At 51.5% G+C, this 21,693-nt stretch carries 16 protein-coding genes and 1 pseudogene; 10 read left to right on the top strand and 7 right to left on the bottom strand.

The window, feature by feature from the left end; genetic code table 11:
- The first annotated feature begins 361 nt into the window (after positions 1-361).
- The 3 genes from H8B20_RS20695 (at position 362) to H8B20_RS20705 (ending at position 3,992) form a co-directional block, all read left to right on the top strand.
- Positions 362-3,121: an ATP-dependent Clp protease ATP-binding subunit gene (locus tag H8B20_RS20695; RefSeq protein ID WP_414704612.1), complete on the top strand. Its 2,760-nt coding sequence runs from the start codon at positions 362-364 to the stop codon at positions 3,119-3,121.
- Between the two features lie 99 nt (positions 3,122-3,220).
- A complete protein-coding gene (locus H8B20_RS20700) occupies positions 3,221-3,748 on the top strand; it encodes a phosphate-starvation-inducible PsiE family protein (protein ID WP_414704613.1) in 528 nt (175 codons plus the stop codon).
- A complete protein-coding gene (locus tag H8B20_RS20705) occupies positions 3,741-3,992 on the top strand; it encodes a hypothetical protein (RefSeq protein ID WP_210624644.1) in 252 nt (83 codons plus the stop codon). The genes H8B20_RS20700 and H8B20_RS20705 overlap by 8 nt, the downstream gene beginning before the upstream one ends.
- Here the strand turns inward: H8B20_RS20705 and H8B20_RS20710 are convergent.
- Positions 3,922-4,185: pseudogene (locus H8B20_RS20710) on the bottom strand (transposase domain-containing protein); the annotation flags it as partial. The gene H8B20_RS20705 and the pseudogene H8B20_RS20710 sit on opposite strands and share 71 nt — an antisense overlap.
- Before the next feature lie 956 nt (positions 4,186-5,141).
- Here H8B20_RS20710 and H8B20_RS20720 point away from each other — a divergent pair.
- The 4 genes from H8B20_RS20720 (at position 5,142) to H8B20_RS20735 (ending at position 9,897) form a co-directional block, all read left to right on the top strand.
- The gene (locus tag H8B20_RS20720) at positions 5,142-6,917 is read left to right on the top strand and encodes a Mu transposase C-terminal domain-containing protein (protein ID WP_210624410.1); all 1,776 of its coding nucleotides are present in this window, start codon (positions 5,142-5,144) and stop codon (positions 6,915-6,917) included.
- 108 nt (positions 6,918-7,025) lie between these two features.
- On the top strand, positions 7,026-7,931 hold the full coding sequence (locus H8B20_RS20725; RefSeq protein ID WP_228732722.1) for a TniB family NTP-binding protein: 906 nt from the start codon (positions 7,026-7,028) through the stop codon (positions 7,929-7,931).
- Positions 7,915-8,787 carry a hypothetical protein gene (locus H8B20_RS20730; RefSeq protein ID WP_137211950.1) on the top strand — a complete coding sequence of 291 codons (873 nt, stop codon included), beginning with the start codon at positions 7,915-7,917 and terminating at the stop codon, positions 8,785-8,787. Before H8B20_RS20725 ends, H8B20_RS20730 begins: the two co-directional genes overlap by 17 nt.
- Positions 8,788-8,874: 87 nt before the next feature.
- Positions 8,875-9,897 (top strand): hypothetical protein, encoded by a 1,023-nt coding sequence (locus tag H8B20_RS20735; RefSeq protein ID WP_137211951.1) that lies wholly within the window; start codon positions 8,875-8,877, stop codon positions 9,895-9,897.
- Positions 9,898-10,930: 1,033 nt separating this feature from the next.
- On the opposite strand, the gene H8B20_RS20740 is transcribed toward H8B20_RS20735, so the two are convergent.
- Positions 10,931-11,410 carry an XRE family transcriptional regulator gene (locus H8B20_RS20740; RefSeq protein ID WP_210624411.1) on the bottom strand — a complete coding sequence of 160 codons (480 nt, stop codon included), beginning with the start codon at positions 11,408-11,410 and terminating at the stop codon, positions 10,931-10,933.
- A 31-nt stretch (positions 11,411-11,441) separates the two neighbouring features.
- Between H8B20_RS20740 and H8B20_RS20745 the strand changes: the two genes are divergently transcribed.
- The 3 genes from H8B20_RS20745 to H8B20_RS20755 all read left to right on the top strand — a co-directional run bounded on the left by H8B20_RS20745 (position 11,442) and on the right by H8B20_RS20755 (position 13,279).
- Positions 11,442-12,044, top strand: coding sequence for a hypothetical protein (locus H8B20_RS20745; protein ID WP_228732723.1), 603 nt, complete (start codon positions 11,442-11,444; stop codon positions 12,042-12,044).
- A 21-nt stretch (positions 12,045-12,065) separates the two neighbouring features.
- Complete coding sequence (locus tag H8B20_RS20750) at positions 12,066-12,461, top strand: DUF6957 family protein (RefSeq protein ID WP_210624412.1); 396 nt, start codon at positions 12,066-12,068, stop codon at positions 12,459-12,461.
- 422 nt (positions 12,462-12,883) lie between these two features.
- Positions 12,884-13,279, top strand: coding sequence for a hypothetical protein (locus H8B20_RS20755; RefSeq protein WP_210624413.1), 396 nt, complete (start codon positions 12,884-12,886; stop codon positions 13,277-13,279).
- 297 nt (positions 13,280-13,576) lie between these two features.
- Here H8B20_RS20755 and H8B20_RS20760 read toward each other — a convergent pair whose 3' ends face one another.
- The 5 genes from H8B20_RS20760 to H8B20_RS20780 form a co-directional block, all read right to left on the bottom strand.
- Positions 13,577-15,877 carry a DEAD/DEAH box helicase gene (locus H8B20_RS20760; RefSeq protein WP_210624414.1) on the bottom strand — a complete coding sequence of 767 codons (2,301 nt, stop codon included), beginning with the start codon at positions 15,875-15,877 and terminating at the stop codon, positions 13,577-13,579.
- The gene (locus H8B20_RS20765; protein WP_210624415.1) at positions 15,852-17,147 is read right to left on the bottom strand and encodes an ATP-binding protein; all 1,296 of its coding nucleotides are present in this window, start codon (positions 17,145-17,147) and stop codon (positions 15,852-15,854) included. The genes H8B20_RS20760 and H8B20_RS20765 overlap by 26 nt, the downstream gene beginning before the upstream one ends.
- Positions 17,144-19,582: a tellurite resistance TerB family protein gene (locus H8B20_RS20770; RefSeq protein ID WP_210624416.1), complete on the bottom strand. Its 2,439-nt coding sequence runs from the start codon at positions 19,580-19,582 to the stop codon at positions 17,144-17,146. Before H8B20_RS20770 ends, H8B20_RS20765 begins: the two co-directional genes overlap by 4 nt.
- Before the next feature lie 364 nt (positions 19,583-19,946).
- A complete protein-coding gene (umuC, locus tag H8B20_RS20775; RefSeq protein WP_210624417.1) occupies positions 19,947-21,227 on the bottom strand; it encodes a translesion error-prone DNA polymerase V subunit UmuC in 1,281 nt (426 codons plus the stop codon).
- The gene (locus tag H8B20_RS20780; protein ID WP_210624418.1) at positions 21,214-21,645 is read right to left on the bottom strand and encodes a LexA family protein; all 432 of its coding nucleotides are present in this window, start codon (positions 21,643-21,645) and stop codon (positions 21,214-21,216) included. Before H8B20_RS20780 ends, umuC begins: the two co-directional genes overlap by 14 nt.
- Positions 21,646-21,693 lie beyond the last annotated feature (48 nt).

Consider the following 21,693-nt stretch of genomic DNA (forward strand, 5'->3'; position numbering starts at 1 on the left):
GAGGGTAGAGCGGCGACAGGATTCGCTCTGGCTCACCAATGACTATAGTCGCTGTTGTCGCTTGCCGTAGTAGCTGAACGCGTTTTCGGTTTCCTCAGCAAGACCTCGCTCGTTCTGTTGCCCATGAAATTATCAGACGTCGTTCGTCGGTATCCTGAGTCGCCCATAGCGTGTTTTGATGAGACCCGACTATCTTGATTGGATGGCATCGTCTGTCGTGACTGCCATTCCCCGCAACATCATCGTCTTCCTGATCAAGCTCAGCGTAATGCGGATCTCATGTCCCAGCTTCTTGAGCATCGTTTACAGGGAAGTAGATCCATCTGAATGAGTTCGTGTTATCCACCTTTGGAGACAACTCATCATGGCTACTCTCTGTGAAATATGTAATGCGAGACCAGCGGTCGCGCGCGTGACCGTATCGCAAAATGGCCAAGCCAGAACAATGTCGGTTTGTGACCACGATTACCGCCAACTCATACGTCATCAAAGCATGTTGAACCCATTCGACTCTCTGTTGGGCGGGGGAGTCTCTCGCTTTTTCGACAGCATGGGCGGAGCAATGGAGCCGGGGGCGGATGACGTCAGGCTCTCTGCGCAAGTGCCTCGAGAGTCTGTCGATGCCACCGATGCATTCAGTTCCCAGACGCTCGAAATCCTGCAGCGTGCCGGAGAGAAAGCCCATGAGCTGAACCGCAGCGACCTCGATACCGAGCATCTGTTGTACGTGCTGGCGGATACCGATGTTGGTGCGGCTTTGCTCAAGGAGTTAAAGCTTTCTCCGGACGATATCAAAGGCTACATCGATCAACATGCGCAGAGGGGCACTGCTGAGGTTTCGGTCGATCAGATGACCATTTCTCCGCGCTTGAAGAAAGGATTCAATTTTGCATTCCAGGCCTCTCGTGATTTAGGGCATTCGTACGTGGGCCCCGAACATTTGTTGATCGGACTTGCTTCTGTCCCTGAAAGTATTGCCGGGACGTTGCTTAAAAAATACGGCGTAACGCCTGAAGCCTTGCGGCAGAAGGTGGTAAAGGTGGTGGGTAAGGGGGCTGAGGATGGGCGAGTCGACACCCCGACGGGAACACCGACACTCGACAAGTTCGGTCGCGACCTGACGTCACTGGCTCGTGAGGGCAAACTGGATCCCGTACTGGGGCGCGCGCAGGAAATCGAAAATACCATCGAGGTGCTGGCGCGGCGCAGAAAGAACAATCCGGTTCTTATCGGCGAACCTGGCGTCGGTAAAACAGCCATCGTTGAAGGGCTTGCACAACGAATAGTAAAGGGCGATGTCCCTGAGATTCTGCGTGGCAGACGGCTTGTTGAAATCAATCTGAACTCAATGGTTGCGGGCTCTAAATATCGTGGTGAATTCGAGGAGCGAGCCAAGCAACTGCTTGATGAAGTCGCCGCAAAAAGCTCGGAGCTTATTCTGTTCATTGACGAGTTGCACACGATCGTTGGCGCGGGGCAGGGTGGTGAGGAGGGTGGCCTGGATATCGCCAACGTCTTGAAGCCCGCATTGGCACGCGGAGAGCTTAGTTTGATCGGTGCGACGACACTCAATGAGTATCAAAAGCACATCGAAAAAGACGCAGCGCTTGAACGACGTTTTCAGCCTGTGCTGATATCCGAGCCCACCGTCGAACAGACCATCATTATCCTGCGTGGGCTGCGCGATAAGCTTGAGGCTCATCATCAGGTCACATTCGCCGATGAAGCATTTGTGGCGGCAGCAGAGCTGTCGGATCGTTACATCACCTCGCGCTACCTGCCGGATAAAGCCATTGACCTGATCGATCAGGCCGCGGCCCGTGTTCGAATCAGTTCCTCCTCAAGGCCGGCTGGCATCCAGGAGTTGGAAGCCGAAATCACGCAACTTAAGCGTGAACAGGACTATGCATCTTCCCGTAAACGTTTTGATGAATCCAAAGGCTTCGAAGAACGCATTGGTCAAAAACAAGCGCAACTGGGAGAGGAAACAGAAGCCTGGCAGCGCAAGACAGGTTCCGAAACCCTTGAAGTGACCCTGGAGTCAATTGCCGAGGTGCTGTCCCGTCTCACCGGTATTCCTGTGACCGAGCTTACGCAGGAAGAGCGTCAAAAGCTGTTGAACATGGAAGACACGTTGCGTGAGCGGCTGGTTGGGCAGGAAGACGCTGTTCTCGCAGTCAGCGATGCCGTTCGTTTGCCTCGAGCCGGCCTTGGCCAGGCGAACAGACCTATTGCTACGTTTCTCTTTCTAGGCCCTACGGGCGTTGGCAAAACTGAACTTGCCAAAGCGTTGGCGGAAACGGTGTTTGGTGACGAGCAATCGATCATTCGTATTGATATGTCGGAGTACATGGAGCGGCATGCGGTTGCTCGTTTGATCGGGGCGCCACCCGGTTATGTGGGATACGACGAAGGCGGTCAGTTGACAGAGCGTGTCCGCCGCAAGCCCTACAGTGTGATTCTGCTCGACGAGATCGAGAAAGCGCATCCCGATGTTAGCAACGTATTGCTGCAGGTATTCGACGATGGGCGTCTAACGGACGGTAAGGGACGTGTCGTGGACTTCAGCAATACGATCATCATTGCCACCAGCAACTTGGGCTCTCCCATTATCATGGAGAATCTTGAGCGCCCCGAAGATGAACGCCTTACGGATAAAGCGTTACGTGATGAATTAATGGGCGTCCTGAAAGGGCATTTTCGTCCCGAATTCCTGAACCGTATTGATGACATCATCGTGTTCCATGCCCTTACCCGTGACAACATCCGATCGATTGTGAGCATTCAACTTGATCGGGTCATTCGAACCGCAGCTGCACAGAACATCACAGTGAAAATTGATGGCTCACTCATCGATCATCTGGCGGATGTTGGTTATCAGCCTGAGTTTGGCGCGCGCGAATTGAAACGTCAGATTCGCCAGGCCGTCGAAACGCGGCTTGCGAAGGAAATGCTCGCTGGCAAGCTGCAAGCCGGCGACAGTGTTGAGTTGGGTTACGACACGGAACGTAGGGAAGTGGTCTTCAATAAAGTGGAGGTGGATGCGCCAAAGACCTCCGGAAAGAGTAGTCCGCCAGACCAGCCTGATGATCTTGCACCTACTGCGGAGACCGGGACTTAGCCCCAGCACACTCACGTAACCTGGGAGCAGGCCTGTTGATCACGACGTGCAGTGGTGTACTGGATCCTCAAATGCCTGGACGAGCCCGGCGGACTGAAGATGCAAGTGTGGAGGGTTATCGTGTCAAAGCCTGATTCTGAAAGGCGTGAGCGCAACTCGACGCTGAAAAATTTCAGACTTCAGTGGGCGCTGATGAATGCTTACGAACGTTTCGAACAATTGGTTGTTATAGCGCTCAGTCTCATCATCGCGTCTGTGATTTTGATGGCGCTACTGCAGCTCTGTCGCAGGGTTGTGCCGTTGGTGATCGGTGGTGCGATTGACCCTCTAGATCACGATGTTTTCCAAGCCCTCTTTGGCTCAATCTTCACCGTGCTGATAGCCCTGGAGTTTAAGCATTCGATTGTGCGCCCGGCCCTACGACGCAACAGCATCGTTCAGGTTCGGACAGTGCTGTTGATCGCCTTGCTGGCGCTCAGCCGGAAGTTCGTTATTCTCGATTCTGCCGCTACGCCTGCGCTCACCATTGCCGCACTAGGATTTGCCACCTTGGTGCTCGGCATCGTCTGCTGGCTCTTACGGGAGCGTGATAAGGATGACTTACGAGAGTGTGATAAGGATGAATAGCTACGAGGGCTTCGCAATGCCAACAATTTTCCACCGAGAGAACATCAAGGCCAGCGGGGTGATCAACTTTGCTTCGCTAGCCGGGGTCGTCGGCATGCCGGGCTATGTGCTGTTTCTCGCCAGCAAGAATGGGCAATTTTTGAGTAAGCGTCCGCCCAACACACCTTGTGTGATTAAACGGGCGCCCACCTGTGCGGCAACAGGTCGGTTATCTCACTCGCACGCTGCGTCGGCAGGCGTGTAAGAACATCCTTCAAGTAAGCATACGGATCATGTCCGTTGAGCCGCGCGGACTGGATCAAACTCATGATCGCCGCCGCACGTTTACCGCTGCGTAACGAGCCCGCGAACAGCCAGTTCGAGCGCCCAAGAGCCCACGGCCGGATTTGATTCTCGCACCAGTTATTATCGATGGGCACAGCACCGTCATCGAGATAGGTAGATGAACGGAACGAGTATGGGCAACGGCGCCGCATTACCAGCTTGCACAAGCAGCGGTACACGCTGACCAGAAGAGAAACGGCACTGAATCAGTTTCATCGGCAGCCACCTCAGTCTATGACTCGCCATGAACACGAAGGACATGGCCCGTTGACAGAATGGACGTTTGCGCCAATCGTGATTTGAGTGGAAAACCCTTAAAACGCAGCAATTCCTACTCCAAACCCTCCTCTTAAAGAAATGAGTGGAATCCATCACGGTTTTTCCATTCAAGAAAAAAAATAAATCATGATTTTCCGCTTGTTTATTTAGGCCCAATTCGTGAGTTGCCACTCATTAATTCAAACCACTCTAAGCGTCCTGCAAAAAATCTAGCTAACCCCTGCCTCCACCTCTCCTGTGTCTCCGCATGCGCCACTCAGAGCACTTGGTTGCCAAGATTTCTGTCAATACTCATATATTATCCGTCTCCGTTCTCCAAAAGAAACAAGGGGAAAGTGGCAATATATCTATAAATATTTAGCAGTTAGCTTTTTTTAGCATTTCAAAGTTTTTTGCATCTGAATTTTCGATAGGTCTTGACGTTAAATAACATCATTGAGTTCAAATGACTAACTGGAAGTCCTAATCGGCTGCCAATATAACCATAAAGTTATGGGTGTTTTTTAGGAATAAAAAATATTCGAAAATTCTAGAGCGCCCGGTACTTGGGGCTTCCAGCGATTTAGTGTGCCAAGTGAAGCTTGGGAAAAAATTTAGTTTACATGTATTGACAGTGCCATGAGGCGCTCTTGACCTTCAAAATGGATTTGGGTTTACTGCTCGCCATCCAATAGTTGGACGGTTACAACCCGCTCTTTAAAAAATCGAAAGTGGTCGATCTAAGGTTTGGCGAATATCTCGTAAAAAAAATAGAAACCATAGATCTGACCACATATTAGAGGAATGGTAATTGAAAGATCTTCCTGGACATATTTTGGGAACTTATAATCTGAAGCTAGATTCAACCAGTACTATCGCCGAAATAAGACGGCATGAGGAGGCGGTTAGGCGATACGAAATTCTCAAGGACTATTTGACAGGAACAATTAGTGCTGATGTAGCTATGGAGATCCTTTGCATCAAGAAGTCTCGCTTTTACAAGCTACTTAAATACATGACGGGAGCTAAAAGTTACAGGGCACTGGTATCGAATGTGACAGGGAGAAAGCCAGGCCTGACAGTGACAGATCCTGAGACTCTGAAATTAATAGAGGAGATGTTCGAGGAACATTACCCTAGCCACAAGACCATCGCTGCGGTATGGAAACATTGTCAAACCCAAGCCGATAATCGGCGGACGCTTAGGCCGAGTTACCATACCGTCTCGACTTGGATCAAGGCCAAAACAGAGTCGCTTCTTTACGAGATGACTCACACAGGAGACCAAAACAAGCAAAGGTATGGGGCAAAGCCCGGTTATAAAGCTACTAAGAGACCGTTGGAGTGGGTTCAGATCGACCACACTGTTGTCGATCTTATGGTAGTGGATGAGGAAGACAGAAATGTCGTCTTGGGACGTCCTTACATAAGTATAGCGGTTGATTTGCATACACGTGTGATACTTGGTTTTTACGTCTCATTACTTCCGCCAAGCGCTGTATCTGTTGCAATGCTTATGGAAAACTGCGCCTTGCCCAAAGCGGAGTTTCTGAAAAGCCTAGGACTCCCAGAACACTTGCTTCCCTACTACGGATTGGCGGAAGTCATCCACACTGATAATGCAAAGGAGTTCATATCTGACGTATTCGTCCTAAACGCCAAGGACTTTGGCATTGACGTTGAGCATCGAGATATTCCCGAAAAACACCAAGGTGGCCATATTGAAAGTCTGATTGGAAAGTTGATGATCCACACGATCCATCCGCTGCCAGGCACCACAGGCTCCAATGCTCAGCAGGGTAAGCATCTAAAAAGTAACAAGAAGTCTGCAATAGGGCTAACTGGGCTGCGCCGTATGCTGGCCTATGCCCTACACGCCTACCATCAGACGAAACACTCGGAGCTAAATAAGACTCCCGCGCAAGCATGGGAGGGTCACTTTTCTAAAAAACCGAACAGTCGGGTTTTGGAAACGTCCCAGTATGAAGACTTCAAATACCGGTTTTATCCAGAAGTCTCTAATAAGAAAGTCGTGCCGGGAGGTATTGAGATTTTCCGCAGATTTTATTACGGTCGCTTACTTAAGGACAGGGTTCGCGACGAGGTGACCGTTAAGTATGATCCACACGATTTGAGTTTCATTTACGTAAAACTTGGCGAGATTTTCGAGAGGATTCCTTGTGTGCGCAATAGTTTCTGTAGGAGTTCGGACTATGAGACATACCGTTGGCAGCGCCAGCAAAAGGGAGATCGAGATGGCACCATGACGAAGGAAGGAGCGCAGTCTTATGGTGAAATTACCAAGCAAAAAAATAAGGAAGTAAAATTAACTACTCAGGAAAAGCGCAGGAGGAAAACGGTAAAAGGAAAAACTGACTATAAAAAACAAGCAGGTTTACACGGCAAAAAATCAGAAGGTGACAGCACACTGAGCCGTGTTGCGCCGAACACACCCAGCACTACCGGCAAGGCAAATCAAACCGGCAAGTCATCTAAGAAGTCGAATATTTTTGATATTGGCGGTTTCTTCAAAAAGACCGAAGATGTTGACTACAACCAGCCTCCGACTTTTTACGATAGCAACTAATTAAACGCCTATATTGTACTTAACCTGAGCGCATGGGCTTGTCTTTGTTGTCTCTTATTTAGACATCAGCCTGAAGGCATTCATGCGCTCACACTTTTGTGAACTCCCATGACAGATTACTCGCACGTACACCCTGCGTCTCAAATTCACTTCAATGAGTCAGACGATGTTCGTCTTATCACCTGTTCCAACGATTTCTGGGTGCACCATCCTAACGCTCAGAAAATCATACTAAGGATGGAAATGGCAATGAAGATGCGGAACAAGATCAACGCACCCAGTATGCTCGTTACATCTCCTGGAGGAGGAGGCAAAACTGCCTTGATTGGTGAGATGAAGGCCCGGAATGCGACGAACGAAAACAAAATGATCTTCGTGACCATGCACCAAAGCCCTAATGGCTACTCACTAAAGGATCTTATCCTGGGCGAACTTGGTTTGGGGGTAGGGCGAAGGGCGCGGCAAGGCCATAACATTACTCCTGAACTTCAATACATCATCAGGACTGAAAATATTCGCGCTATCGTTATTGATGAAATTCATGATGCACTAACATTAACCGAGCTTCAGCAGCGCATCAATCTTTCGCTTCTGAAGAATTTGTCTGGCTCCACCTACGGCCTCTCAGTGTTTGCGTTCGGGGTTCCAGATGCAGCGCGTGTACTTCGGCAGGATCCTCAGCTTGAACGTCGATATCCCGTGGTGGCCCTCAATGGGTGGGAAAATGGCCCAGAGTTTCGCAACTTTGTGTCCAGCTATATCCACCATTTGCCACTGAAGAAAAAAACCAACTTCCAAGATCAAGTGCTCTTCCTGAAAATCATGAAAAAAGGGCAGGGGATCACCGACAACGTCGTGAAAATTCTGCAGGCATCGGCGATGGCCAGCATCATTGATGGTACCGAACACATCAACCACCTTCACCTTGATAACATCGATGAGATCATGGCGAATTTTAACTATGCACTTCGTGGCGCAGAGATGCCCCCGGAAGAAGATGAGCAGTCTGCATAAGATGAAGCATGATCTGTCACTTTTAAAAAAACGCCAGATCGCCCGCGCAGTACTGGAAGGCCTCCACGGCTTCCAGTATCTCTGGCCTGAACGCAGAGAGGTTATCGAGGCTTTGGACAGAGTAGCCAATTCCGATGAAGCCATTTTTCTGATGTTGCGGGGGGCGGCAGGGGTAGGAATCAGCTCAATACTTGAAGAGTTCGCTTCGAAATACCGTAGCCAGGTTATTTTTGTGACGCCGCGTCTTTATTCAAAACGGCTAAACATGATTGGCCAAGTACTTCACGCTCTTTTTCCATATAGCAATTTCCGGAGCCACACATACGTACCGAACAGCTTGATGCAATTCCGTCGGGCCGCGCGAAAAATTATTATTTTCGACGATTTGGATATCATTTCTAACCAAAACGATACGCATGAGGTTCTCTTTGACCAGCTCCAACAGCTTGCACGGTGTCCAAGTGAATTCAAGATTATTATGTCTACGAGGAACAAGAGGCTGCTCGGTGATTACTGCCGGGTAAGGCGCGTCAAAAGCATGGTTGTTCCAGTGTCTGGAATAATATCGGCAGCCGATGTAAAAGACGTTGTTCAAAGATTTTACGACTGGTGCAATGGGCAATTCGATACTTGCGTTCAATTTCCCTGCATGTCTCAACTCTTCAAACGTGAGCAAGATATGCCTATCGACCGCATTATTTATGCGTGTGAAACCATTTATTGCTCAGAACTTTTGAAGGCGTCCAGCAGTTTCAACGAGAAGATGTCTGATTTTACAAAAAAACCAACCACTTCTGGGTCGCTTTATCATGTGTCAGACCTTCGTCATGCCGTTGAATATGAAGCGTTCGGCTGACATACCTCGAGCACAGAGTTCGCCAAATTACGCTATGCAAATGACAGCGTCGCCAAATATTTACCTTCCAACAAAGGAATAGCACCAGTGAAATCGACAAAGCCCGTAGTGCCGGAACCCCTAGCAGACGAAACGCTATCTTCATGGATGTGGAGAGTGAACTCTCAAATACCTATTATCTCCCATGTGCGATTCAGTTCGCCGGAAGGCGAGATCAAAAATCGCGACTCAATGGAACTCTGGGCTGAACGGTTTGAAGATCGTGATCTATTGAATGAAAATGTTTATGTTGAGTTATTCAAAAAAACATTCAATATCTCTCAGGATTGGTTAAGTAAGCGATTTCCTGAATTCAGTCGACCGACCATACCGGCCCAGTTCAGAAGGGCGTTTTGTTCGCAATGCTTTATGGCGTCCTTCGAACAGGTAGGCACTCCGATCAGTAAGGTTCAGTGGTGCTACCTAACCAAGCCATTCTGTGATTTACATCATATTCCACTGCACGACTCTTCGATTTTTTTTATAAATCATGACGATTACACAATTCAGGCATTTGTGTCCTACTGGGATGACCCTAAGTTTAAGGAAAACTGCGATGCCATCTGTGACGTCTGGAGGATGAGGAATAGTCTGGCGCTAAAAGCACAACAGCGCTTGCACAAACTGACTAGACTCGCGTCCAAATCTGGACAGAGTTTCAATGTTCAGATGTTCATGGTGACATTAATGAGGGCCATGATGAGTCCTGCGCTCCATCACGGCTATCCCAAAATCGCATTTCATCATTGGGGTGGCAGCGACCCGTATGCGGGCCTGGGGGTTCACGGCGATTTCTACCAGGAAATCTATCGAAGCACTTCCTTGGCTCGGCTGTACGCTCTTTATTTTAGCGCTATTATTTTGGGCTGGATTACCAGTGAACAAGCGCGGAAGACTCTTCATGAAGGTTATTTTTCGCCTTGGAGCACTGACGCGATATGGTTAATACTCGACAAGACATCAGGAGTTCTGAGCTTGCTTTTTTCTGAACTTAAGCTTTATGAAACGTCATACCTAAACTTAAGATCGATGGAGATCCCTAAATTGATTCGGATTCGTTACGATGCGTAAGATCAGTACACTCACTTGGGTGCCGGGATGTCTAGTGCATCGCCCTGGTACCTTTTCGTATCATCACTTTGTTGTTGTCTTACATGTGGACTTGATTACCTTGGAGATCCTAACTTACTCTCTCCAATTCAAGGAAGGGTGTGATGATATATCTAAGCCATCCTTGATCAATACATTGAATCCTTACGGTTTCTGGTTGTGGCAAGCAGATCAATGTGATTTGAATAGGCACACGGCGTCGGTTTTGGCGTCACCAAGACTTGCCAGGGGGGATTTCGACAGTTTTGGCCCTCTTCGCGTCATCCGGAAATTTCCATCCGCTAAATTGGGCCTCTTAGCCAATCGCCTCATGAAAAGTTTCTACGATTTAAATGCCAGTCACCTCGGTCATCTCTATAGTCCCATACGGACTTCCAACAATCTTCTACTCCAAAGAATCAACCGCTCGGTTGAATACGCTAATGGATTTTGCACCACCCAGGGCTGATTTATCTGTTGCTCATCGACAATAAAAAGTCTTCGTTCAATATCTACGACGTCAAATCAAATATGAGTTTTCGCGCGCAAACCGCCGGCATCATGAATCAAGGCCGCGACTTAGGCACAGCGGACGGCTCGGACGTTGGAGCATTAAACCTGCTGCGCACTGATTCGTTGCATCGGAATAGCCCCGTAATCCACCTTGCGAAAATGGACGGCTCGCTCAGGAATTTAGTCTGGGAGTGTTGACACTGTGTTCCTGTCCGACGCGTGGCGGTGCCATGCACACATTGAACTCGACCAGTGAGGCGAGGCCGGCGACGGGTTTCTGATTTGCCGATGCTGTTGGCAGGGCCACACCTTTCTCGACTCTCGCGTCTAGTCGCATAATCAGATCTGACTTCAGAAATAGAATGGGGAGCACAGGCTCATGGTTCAGGTGAGTGCCTTGGTTTGGGTTCACCGAGCGTTTACAAAAAAGTCGCTCGTAGCAAAGAAAAAATTAGGCATATTTATGCGTAGACGCATTTGATCGGTTCCAGTGCAAACTGGATCATTCCCTGTTTTTTTTCCAGTACTCTCGTACAGACGACAATGCTAATCCCAACTGTGCTGCTGCCTGCTGCTGAGTCGCGCCGACCGCCTTAAGATCTAGCACGGCTCTCTCATTCTCAGCATTCAACGGCTTACCCCGACCCCGCTTTATAAGCGAGCCATTCCCATCAAATTGCTCGCTGAGCGCTTCCATTCCTCCACCAGCGTGAAAATCTGATACCTCGACCTCAGCTTCACGCATTACTTCAAGAGGCTGCTTTCCCTCTTGGTGAGCAATGCACAAGCTAAGCATCGCCACCGGACTGATCCCAAGCGACTCCGCCAGATCTGCAAATTGCTCAAGGGTGATGCTCGTCTGGGCATTTTCTAGCGCACTTACCTTTCGCCGGTGGGTGGCATCCGAGACGTCGGTGTACTTTGCACGTCGTATTACGCGGAGCGCACGAAGCACTCCTGCAAATGCGGTTCTCAATTCCATGACTTGCCCAAAAGTCAGGATATAGCCACAATTGACCAGTGCGAATAAACGTCAATTTAGTGTATTATTCGCCAATTACGACCAGCTTCAGCGCCAGCTATCCCGCGATATTGAGCCGTGGCGCACTGACCCTTGCCCTCAAACCTCAAAGCATCGCCGTCGCGATGGATTCAACGAGAACCCGATGTTTAGAACAGACGATAATGATTTGGCAGGCGTCCCAGGAGTTTTCGGGGAGGGCCTTGCGCACTGGCATGCAGTTTCCAGGATGCTCAGGAAGCACTGGTTCCACCTCACTGTAAAAATGATCGTGAAGGGCAGGGCACAAGAGTTTGAGTTGATGGTGAATGACGAGCCCAAGCTTCAGCAAGTGCTCCAGTCACAAGACGAAGAGGTCTTCGTCAAAGAGATTCAGATTGTCACCCCAGCCAACATGAATGGTGGCGACGCTTGGCGGATGGAGAAGGTCGAGAGCTTGGCCCTGGGGCAAGATTCAGATGGTGACGCCGTCTGTGTAGTGACAGTTGAGGGTGGCGCGATTTACCACGACTCATATCGTTCCTGCCTGGATGTGACGACATTGACCAATATGCAAACCCTTTACGATCGTAGCGCTGGGCAAGGCGTGCACTGACTGGTCAGGGGAGCAGCGTGAATGGCTAGCGCGGATGGTAACGAGCTGTTGAATGATGACCATACTTTTTTAGACGGTGTATCGCCGAGCCTGGATGAGGCTCGTGCAGTTGTGTCCGAGCGCTTTCCGAGGAAAGCTTATTGCGTGGTCGAGCAGTGGACTCTTTTCCAGGCAGACGTATCCGCTGATGATCTGGCCAGGATTCACGCCGCTGGGCATCTTCCATTGGTGGTCTTTGCCCATCGAGTAATAGAAGATAGCCGTGGTCGCTTTCAGCCTGGTGATTGGGTGCGGTCTAGTATGTGCACATCGTTCGACGGTAGCATCCTGGCCGAGACCAAGAACACCATGTATGTGTTGGTCGGCCCCGGTCGACGCCAAACGGCGAGTCTCAAAACGATTTTCTCTTTTTTCTGATCGCGTATAGCAGTGGTCATTTCATGTGTAAGGATACTTAATGCCTAGCTCCATCGAAGTAGATTTGCACGGCAAACAGCATTCTGACTTTGATCTCCGGTGCCTAGCCGGCGCTGTTTCTCAAAGCTTCGCTCAACCGGTGACTGCATACCTCACTGAAGCCGTCATCAAGTCCCGGACATGTGTTGGAGTCGTATTCGGACATCAAGGGGACGACCCTCATGGAAGGTTTGAAGACGGCCGCATTCTTCAAACTGGCGTCGTGGTAATGGCGCAGAAGGAGGGGAGTTATTGGGTCTTATCAGATGAGGCGGGCGGTAGGTTCGTGCTCGTCACATTTCGCCGTGATGGTGGGAGCGAGAGTCTGCTGAATTATCTAAAGACGGCAGAACCGCAACCAGAGCTACCTTGCTGAGCTGAACATGAACGATATTCCCACGAACGGCCAGGCTCTACCTGAAATCGAGATTGAAGAGTTCAGAGCGAGTTATCCGCAGCTTTTCTCGGATCCTAGAGTGGATGAGATCTACTGCAATTTAGGCTGGCGCGGTCTTCTCTTTACTTTCTGCGATACGCTGCAGGCACATTTAACGCGGCATCCTGGTGTTGCGCCGGTGACTATCGGGCAGATCAAATCTAAGTTTGGCGAGCTCCATTTCTTTTACGACGGTGGTGATTCGTACTGTCGTGGAGCGGTAGATCTGGCGGAAAGGCTCTCTTTAAAAACTTGTGAGAGGTGCGGGGCTCCTGGCAGCCTTGTCGGAGGGCAGTGGGTTAACACTCTGTGTTCGACCCACGACGGTAGCAGTACTGAATAAAGCCGAAGGATCCGACTGATATAACTGGCGTGGCGTGCCGCTTTCGCGGACGGCTGTTGTAAACCGAGCCACTACGCGTCTCGGCCCTGCCGGGCTTCCATCCTCACGTCTTCGGCCGAAGGCCTACGCGCTCCGCTTGCGGGTAGATGAGCCACGCTCCGGTCAATGCTCCATGACGCGGAGTGCATTTTGATCAGACGGCTGAACCTCATTGGCCTGATCGACAGGTTTCGCCCTTGCTGACGACAGTATTCTGAATTCACGCGCGGACACGAACTCGGCTACGTGAACTCAGTGTCAATGGACGGTAGTGCTTTCAAAGGCGCCTCCACTGGGTAGCCACCGAGTAGTGAAGAACTTTGCAAACTCCACCGCTCCTTTGAAATTCAACTGAGATGACGCATAGGACTTCATGAGTAGTGAGCGGGGGAGCGTCCAATCCCATTTTTCCCTGATGAGATTCTCGACTCCTTCTAGTAAGGCTTCGATGTCGTCAGGGTCTAGCTCAGCGATCTTAGCGAGGGCGTCAGCGATTTTTTTTTGTGACCCTCCGATGGACAACGCAAGGCCTGAGCTCTCACAACTCATTCCTACATGATTGAACATGAGTACCAGAGCGTCATTGGTTTGGTCACCACGCCAGGTCAGTAGATGAGTTTTCGAGTCAGACCCGTAGGTAAATTCATCTACCAGCCCGAGAGATCTGAAGGATTTACGGGCTTCGGTGAGTAGTTCCTGCGCCTTGCTATCAATGAAGGGACAGGGGGTGTCCTCGGTCAGCACAGCCCTCATTTCCTCGCGGACATGATCGTGCACCATCGCACCGAGCCCGTCGAATTGTGGGGGCTGACCGCCCCGAGCGGCTGTTACGACGATCACCTTTTTTTCAATATCTACATCCAGTACCCGCCAACGCCGGCCACCAAAGATGATTCGCTGACCCTTCATCAGAGGCCGACTTACAGGTATTGACCCAAGCGGCTTGCCCTCGCGGATAAGCCTGAACTCTTCATCGCTTGTGAAGGCGCTATAGAATTCGTAATGGTTAATTAATCGTTCGCCGACTTCTCCTGGCAGCAGGTGACCTGAGCTGTCTTGCACGATCAGTTTCTTCTCGCCGAGTCCCTTCAGTAGAGCAAAGAAGTCGGGCTTGGAAATGCTTTTGAATGTCCCGCTTTCAACGAGACCACCCCATAGCTGCGCCGCGCTGGCGCCTCCTTGCTGTGCGATCACTGACAGAATCTGTTGCACCAGAGTAGAGGCGTGCAAACCTTCAGCTCTTGGTGGCTCGAACCAGTTACCAATAAGCAGCCTGATCATCGCGATGGTTTGGACGAGGTTCTGGCGAAGTAGGTCTGATAACAACGATTGATCTGTAAGCTCACGTTCCTGACAGTACGCCCGCAGCGTAGCAGGTTCACCGTTCCGGCGACCTGACCGACCTAGACGTTGGCGAAGGCTTGCGACTGATGGCGGAGAGCCTATCTGGACGACAGTCTTGATGTTGCCGATATCTATCCCTAACTCCAAGGTCGTGGTGCATACAGCGGATGCTGGAGGTGTACCGGCCTTGAGTGCGCGCTCCGTGTCTTCTCGCAGATCTTTCGAGAGGCTGCCGTGATGGGGAAGAAACTCATTGGGCATCCCGCTGATCTCACAGAGCCGCCGCAACCGATCCGCGTACCACTCCACCTCTTGCCGGCTGTTGGGGAATATCAGGTTGTTACTGCCGCGCAGCACTTTGTACATGTGCGCCGCGATGGCATGCCTCGAGCCAGATTTGTCTTCCTCTTCCTCTTCCTCTTCGTCTCCATCTATGTCTTGGTCGCTGTCGGCGGTTGGTAGTTCTACCTGACGGAGCTTTTGCATGGGCGGCATCATGTAACCGCGCACTTGCACCTGAAGATTCTGGCCAGATGATTTCGATTCAACCACCTGAACCCGTTGAGGGTGCCCAGGCCTGAGAAACTCACTCGCTAGCGACATGTCTCCCAGCGTGGCGGACAAACCGACCCTCGGTAGGGTTCTCCCCGCTACAAGCTCTACACGCTGCATCAATGACTGGAGCTGCTTACCACGCTCGCTGCCAATGAAAGCATGCAGCTCGTCAACCACGATGTAACGCAGGTTCTGGAACAGCCCGGCCAAACTCGAGCCCCTGTTTACGAACAATGCTTCCAGAGACTCAGGTGTAATCAGCAGGACGCCGCTGGGAGACTTGAGAAACTTGTGTTTTTTGCTTGCTGACACATCGCCGTGCCACGCCACAACAGAGAGATCCAGTTGTTCACACAGTCGACTCAGTCTGTCCCACTGATCGTTGATGAGTGCCTTTAGTGGGCTGATATAGAGGACAGCACCTGCAGGGGCGGGGTGATTCATCAGGTTCGTGAGGATGGGCAAGAACGCAGCCTCAGTTTTACCCGCAGCTGTTGAGGCCGCGATGATCACATCACGGTCAGCATCGACCAGCGCGGAAATCGCCCATTCCTGGGCGTCCCGCAATGCTGTCCATCCTTGGGCCCAAACCCACTGTTGGACGTCTGGATGCAGGCGCTCGAAAGACGAGGATTCAGAGTTTGAAACTGGTGAGCTCATCGTCTGCCTCGATGCTTAGATCCTGCATGGCGCCGTCGTCCTGAGCAATCTGGACAGCGCCTACTAATGTACGCCAGTCCGCTCCAGGGTTCTGCTCCAGTACGGCGAGCAAGTTGATGAACGCCGTAATAGTCGTACGTGGCGTCCGGAAGTAGGCTTCCCCCAATCGTTGGTTGCATTGCGACATGAAGGCAGGAATTGCCTCATCCGGCATCAAATACTTGTCCGGGTCGCCGTAAGCATAAACGGTGCGCAGCTTTTGAAGCAGTACGTAGAAGTCTTCCGGAGTCAGGCTGCCTAGGCGGATTACTGGCCCGGAAAGGTCGATCAATCCAGATTTGGCAAACGTGTTTTCAGCAAGCCGTGACTGCAAGGCGGGGTAACTGTAGAGCCCGCGACGCGTATCCATCAAAAACTCTGGCGTACCGCCAAGCACGAAACCTAGACCCTCAGTCGAGCCTTGTAAGGAATCATTCAAAATCCGCAAGATCTGCTCGTAGTTGGCGTTGCGTGCCTGGGTGTTCGCAAGCTTGTACAGGTTCACTAGCTCGTCCAGGCAAATCATGAGGCCGCCAAACCCTGCAAGCCGGACGAATCGCGACAGCAACTTCAGCTGATCGTAGACCGATGCGTCATCAATAATGGTTCGGACACCAAGCGCCGAACGAGCATCTGTCCTGGTAGTAAATTCTCCTCGTAGCCATCGAATGGCATCTGCCTTCAGCTGCTCGTTGCCTTGTTCAAACCCTTGGCAGTATTTGGCAATTACGTCGGCGAAATCGTAGCCGTTTACCATCTCAGTGAGCTCGGCCAGAAATTCGCGAATAACGGCTTCGCTCTCGACACCTCGAGTTTTGGCTTCAGATTTGGCTTGAGAAATGAATTTCTCAACAATACCTTGCAGCGCGCCACCGTCAGGTTTCGTCCGAGTGGACATGTTTTTAGCGAGCTCTGCATACAGGGAGCGTGCTTGTCCTCCGGATGCATGAAGCCTGCGGTCGGGATTCAAATCGGCATGCATTGTGACCAGCTTTCGCTCCATCGCAATGCCTCTGACAAGGTTGAGAAAAAAGGTTTTCCCCGCACCATATTCGCCTACAACGACCCTAAAAGCGGAGCCTCCGTCAGCTAGTCGATCTATATCTTTCAGAAGAGCGTCCAGCTCTCCCGCTCGACCCACCTGAATTAGATGTTGGCCTGCACGGGGGACTACACCGGCTCGCAATGACTGGATGACCGCATCGCGATCTTTGGCGCGTATCGTGCTCATAAGGCTAATTCTTCCAGGATATCTGGGTTGATCTCGATGGGGTCATCCCCCTCGGAGACTGGCATGTCGAACCGTTCAAACGCCATGTCGTTGATGTGCTCGAGAGCGCCGTCCAGCATGAGCTCCATATCAGTGGCAACATCTTCCAGCTCTTGGCGGCTCCATTCTCGGCGTGACACGATCATTCGTAGAAACGCTGAGTGTTCTGTGTCGAGCCCATGTACCGTAGCCGCATGATCAGTTGGCTGATCCCGGATACTCACTTTTACGATAGGTGGTTCAGGAGACTCATCATTGAACACCTCTGCCAGCAGTGCTGACACCGCTGCCGTTTCGCGTTGAAGCTGCGCAATTTTGTCCATGTCCAAATTGAAGCCTCGGGAGGCGTCATTAATGCTTGGCGTACCACCGGCCTGGTTAGGACTAGATTCGGCACCAAGTGCGGGCGTAGAGGACAAGTCCCTAGGAGGGTTGATGGCCGCGCCGTGTAAGTCCCCGTAAAGCATCTGTGGATCCAGCTCAAGTGTTTTATATACACGTTCCAGCAGCCTGACTTCCTGAGGCGAAACGTGTCCGTCAGCTTGAGCGAGATGAACGAGGAATCCAGCTATGGTGCGTTTGGCATCGGCATTCAGAGGGCTTAACTTTTTCTTTAGACTCGCCAGAGTAGGCGGCTGCAGAGTTTGGATTTGCAGGTGGGCTTTGAGCCGTTTCCGATGAGATACGCAAAGATGACTCCAGGAATCGATATGCCGCCCTAGCTGGGTCATCTCATCGCTTGAGCTTTCACCATCTATGGCCGCAACAGCGCTTGCCAAATCCAGTGTTACCACAGCAGCGTGATAGTCCGAAGTTGTCCGCAGGCTTCCATCATCGTCACCCGTCGCGAACAAAACGATCGTGTCCGAATTTTTGGGAGTACGGCTACCGGATAGTACATCTGGCTCAAAGCCGATATTCAAAGATTCGAGGGCTCTTGCCAAGGCTACGGTTGTTCCGCGAGGCAAAGCTCCTGAAGATCCAAAGCGCCCTGCCAGATCCCCGAAAGTCATGACCAACTGCTCATCACCGACTTGGAGTTGCAATTCAGCGATTACATCCTTCGCCGCTGCCGGCCATAGGGCAACCGGCAGTTGCAGAATACCCTCCAGATTTGAGGCTCCCTCAGGGTTTCGACCCAGGTATCTGCTGTATGGGTCGAGCACTATCGTGCATTCATCCACTATAGCTTGCAGCTTGTTGCGCGTTGCTGACGTAGCGGAAACATCCGGTATATCACCCAACGCAATTTCGGGAGCGCTTAAGCGGGAAGAGGCGGAACGATAGGCGATCTTTAGTAGAGTCTTATTTTGGGTAAGCACAAGGCCGTTCGGATAGCGGGCGGAATATTGGGCCGCGAACAGTGAAGCAAACTGATCCGCGCATCTGCTCACGGCAGTGCGGCGGCTGATGTTAGGGTCTGAATGTACCCATGCCATTGCCCACGCCGCGTTCAAGGGATGTTTGTCCAGAGCCATTTGGCCTAATGCCAGTCGTAGCGCAATCGGCAGTTCAAAGCCATTCGACTCAAATCGAGGCGGTGCATTCAAGTACATCTGCGGTTCCACATCCATGAGTTGTATGTGGTTGAGCAGATTCGACGCGTAGTTTCGAAACGATGAGTTGTCCCCGTAGAGGTTTTTGAGACGCCCAATCTCATCAGCGATGGTCGGCAGTTCCGAGCGCGCGGCCTCATCTGTAATTGAATCAACGATTACCCGACGCTCGAGGCCGTAAAAGAAGATGAAGACATACCCTATATCCACACTGGGTGCACAGCGGCCCTCGGACAGCCATTGCAGGTACCCACGTCGTGCTGCAAGAGAAATTCCGCTGTAACTCGGCCAGTAGCCGGTGAGCTTTTCAGTAAGATCCACGTGCGTAATTTGCACGGGCAGTTGCCCGTCAATCAGCGAGGGCTCATGGTTGAATGTGCGATCTGTTTTCTCAGCAAAATAGACCATGCGAACCGTCAGAGCCTTACCACCGACATTGATGGTTTCGTCATTTCCAATCCATCGCGCTTTCGAGGATAGATTTTTAGGCTTGGGGATCGTGAATTGCTGCTCAGGCGAGCCAGCCCTGATCGTATGGAAATCTGAGTCAGAGCAGTGTCCGCTGATCACATCAAGGCTGATTTCAGATTTTTGCTCGTGATTTGACAAGGAGGCGGTCTGACCTATTGAGTCGGCAAGGATATTCGTTTTCAAGCGAGTAGGGCGCTTCAGTGACTCTACGGAAGACTTCTTGATCAGCCAGATGATGCCAGCGATCCCGACCAAAAAAGCAACCGTGAACCGCAGATTAGATGGAGCAGCTGCGATGGCCACGACCAATATCAGTATCAAGGTCACGACGGTCGAAATGCCAAGGCTGCTTTTTTGCTTCCGTGCCATCAAGTGCTCCATGAGGTTCGGCTGGCTTATTGGCAGTATCTGCATTTTTTCGATTGGCGCCAAGCGTGGCATACGCTGTCAGATCGCGCCGACGGAGGTTGAATTCCTCGGGCTACGGGCGTTTTCTGCCTCTCATGATGGGGCAAAGACTGCCAGTCCGAGATCCACCAAGACCTTTTCATCTCATTGGGTTTAGCTAGAAGCTCTCCGTGCTGATATTCCGACTAGCTTCTCCAACGAGCGATGCTTTCAATTTGCGGCTGACTGTTTCCGTTCTTGGGGCTGCCCGCAACGGCTGCTCATAACTGTAAGCAGCGGTCACGATATCCCGCTGTGCATATGAGCGTAAGCTTTTGCCAGCCTGCTACCTAGCCTTGACCGTCCACAACTGATCTACCTTCGTCGTGTAGCTTTGGCTCATTAGGTCTCGACGCATCGCCCATTCAGGCGCCGCAGGCACGCTAGCCAACCGGACGACTCCCTTTCCCCACCGGCCATTGATCTCATCCAGGACGCTCATGACCTTGTCCGCCATCACGGGCTGGGACTGCGCAAACAGGTCATCAGTGAATTCGCCAGGCTGTCGCAAATCCATCAGCAAAACCTCTGCCTTGCTGTATTTAAAGCCCGGTTGGAAGAGGCGATTGACGGCTTCGGTCGCAGCCTTGGTCATGAGTCGAACGTCGTTTGTCGGGTAAGGGAGTTCGACGAGTGCGCCGTTCGCGTACTTCGCTTCTTTGGGATTGAACATGCCCGTCCTGATACTCACGCGGATCTTCTTGCACAGCGAGTTTTGCGCTCTGAGCTTTTCCGCCGCGCGTTGCGTGTAGGTGGCGACGGCCTCCTTGATCGGCTCGATCTGCGTCAACCGGGTGCCGAACATCCTGCTACAGCAAATCTCTTGCTTGGGTGGGTCAGCTTCACCCAGTTCCAGACAGGAGGTGCCGGCAAGCTCGCGAGCAGTTTTCTCGATCACCACACTGAATTTCTGGCGAAGCATCGTTGGATCGGCTTTCGCCAAGTCCATGGCGGTCTTGATGCCCATGACCTCCAAGTGAGCCATCATTCGCTTCCCGATGCCCCAGACTTCTCCCACATCCGTATTACGCAGCGTCCAGTCGCGTTTGAACGGATCGCATAGATCTACTACGCCACCAGTAATATCCAACAACCGCTTGGCGGTATGGTTGGCGAGCTTGGCCAGGGTTTTGGTGCGTGCAATGCCCACGCCGACAGGGATGCCCGTGCGTTTGAGAAGTGCAGAGCGCATCTGTCGACCAAACGCGGACAAGTCACCGTCAATGCCCGTCAGATCGGCAAACGCCTCGTCAATGCTATAGACCTCGAGCGCAGGCACCATCGATTCAATGATCGTCATGACGCGTTCGCTCATGTCGCCGTACAGAGCGTAATTACTGCTGAACGCGACGATGCCGTAACGGCGCAGGTGGTCTTTAATCTGGAAGTATGGCTGACCCATCTTCACAAACGGTTTGGCGTCGTAGCTGCGGGCAATCACGCAGCCATCGTTGTTGGACAGCACCACGATTGGCGTCTTCGCCAGGTCGGGTCTGAACACTCGCTCGCAGCTCGCATAGAACGAGTTGCAGTCAATCAGGGCAAACACAGGTTCACGTGTTGTCATGATCGCGCACGCTGTATTTCACCACACCCCAGATCACCAGCTCATCGCCCTCCATGACATGCCTTGCCGGATATTTTGGGTTCTCCGATACAAGCATCACGGCGTTCTCACGCAGAAGCAGGCGCTTGCAGAATGGCTCCGAGTTCAGCGCTGCGATGACTATATCGCCGCTGACCGCATCGATGCTCCGATCAACCACCACCAGATCCCCCGAATAGATTCCTGCGCCCTGCATGCTGTCCCCATCGATTCTCACCAGGTACACATGCGGGGCTCGAATATCGAACAACTCATCAAGGGAGATGTGCTTTTCGATGTGATCAGCCGCAGGGGAGGGGAAGCCCGCCGGCACCTTGGATGAATAAAGGGGCAGCTTCCTACCGCCAGTAGCGAGTGGGCCGAGGATGGTGATGCTCATGATGCAAGCCTTAAAGTTTTGGACTGTACGTATATACAGTTAACGATT

Origin of the sequence: Pseudomonas sp. P42 (assembly GCF_017973755.1) — a bacterium.
Classification (GTDB): Bacteria; Pseudomonadota; Gammaproteobacteria; order Pseudomonadales; family Pseudomonadaceae; genus Aquipseudomonas; species Aquipseudomonas iridis.

What these genes read in the sequence shown, in the direction of transcription:
- H8B20_RS20700 (WP_414704613.1), top strand. Translation starts at nt 3,221, where the DNA reads ATGCAAGTGTGGAGGGTTATCGTGTCAAAGCCTGATTCTGAAAGGCGT.
- H8B20_RS20705 (WP_210624644.1), top strand. Translation starts at nt 3,741, where the DNA reads ATGAATAGCTACGAGGGCTTCGCAATGCCAACAATTTTCCACCGAGAG.
- H8B20_RS20725 (WP_228732722.1), top strand. Translation starts at nt 7,026, where the DNA reads ATGACAGATTACTCGCACGTACACCCTGCGTCTCAAATTCACTTCAAT.
- H8B20_RS20730 (WP_137211950.1), top strand. Translation starts at nt 7,915, where the DNA reads ATGAGCAGTCTGCATAAGATGAAGCATGATCTGTCACTTTTAAAAAAA.
- H8B20_RS20740 (WP_210624411.1), bottom strand. Translation starts at nt 11,410, where the DNA reads ATGGAATTGAGAACCGCATTTGCAGGAGTGCTTCGTGCGCTCCGCGTA.
- H8B20_RS20750 (WP_210624412.1), top strand. Translation starts at nt 12,066, where the DNA reads ATGGCTAGCGCGGATGGTAACGAGCTGTTGAATGATGACCATACTTTT.
- H8B20_RS20755 (WP_210624413.1), top strand. Translation starts at nt 12,884, where the DNA reads ATGAACGATATTCCCACGAACGGCCAGGCTCTACCTGAAATCGAGATT.
- H8B20_RS20760 (WP_210624414.1), bottom strand. Translation starts at nt 15,877, where the DNA reads ATGAGCTCACCAGTTTCAAACTCTGAATCCTCGTCTTTCGAGCGCCTG.
- H8B20_RS20765 (WP_210624415.1), bottom strand. Translation starts at nt 17,147, where the DNA reads ATGAGCACGATACGCGCCAAAGATCGCGATGCGGTCATCCAGTCATTG.
- H8B20_RS20770 (WP_210624416.1), bottom strand. Translation starts at nt 19,582, where the DNA reads ATGGCACGGAAGCAAAAAAGCAGCCTTGGCATTTCGACCGTCGTGACC.
- umuC (WP_210624417.1), bottom strand. Translation starts at nt 21,227, where the DNA reads ATGACAACACGTGAACCTGTGTTTGCCCTGATTGACTGCAACTCGTTC.
- H8B20_RS20780 (WP_210624418.1), bottom strand. Translation starts at nt 21,645, where the DNA reads ATGAGCATCACCATCCTCGGCCCACTCGCTACTGGCGGTAGGAAGCTG.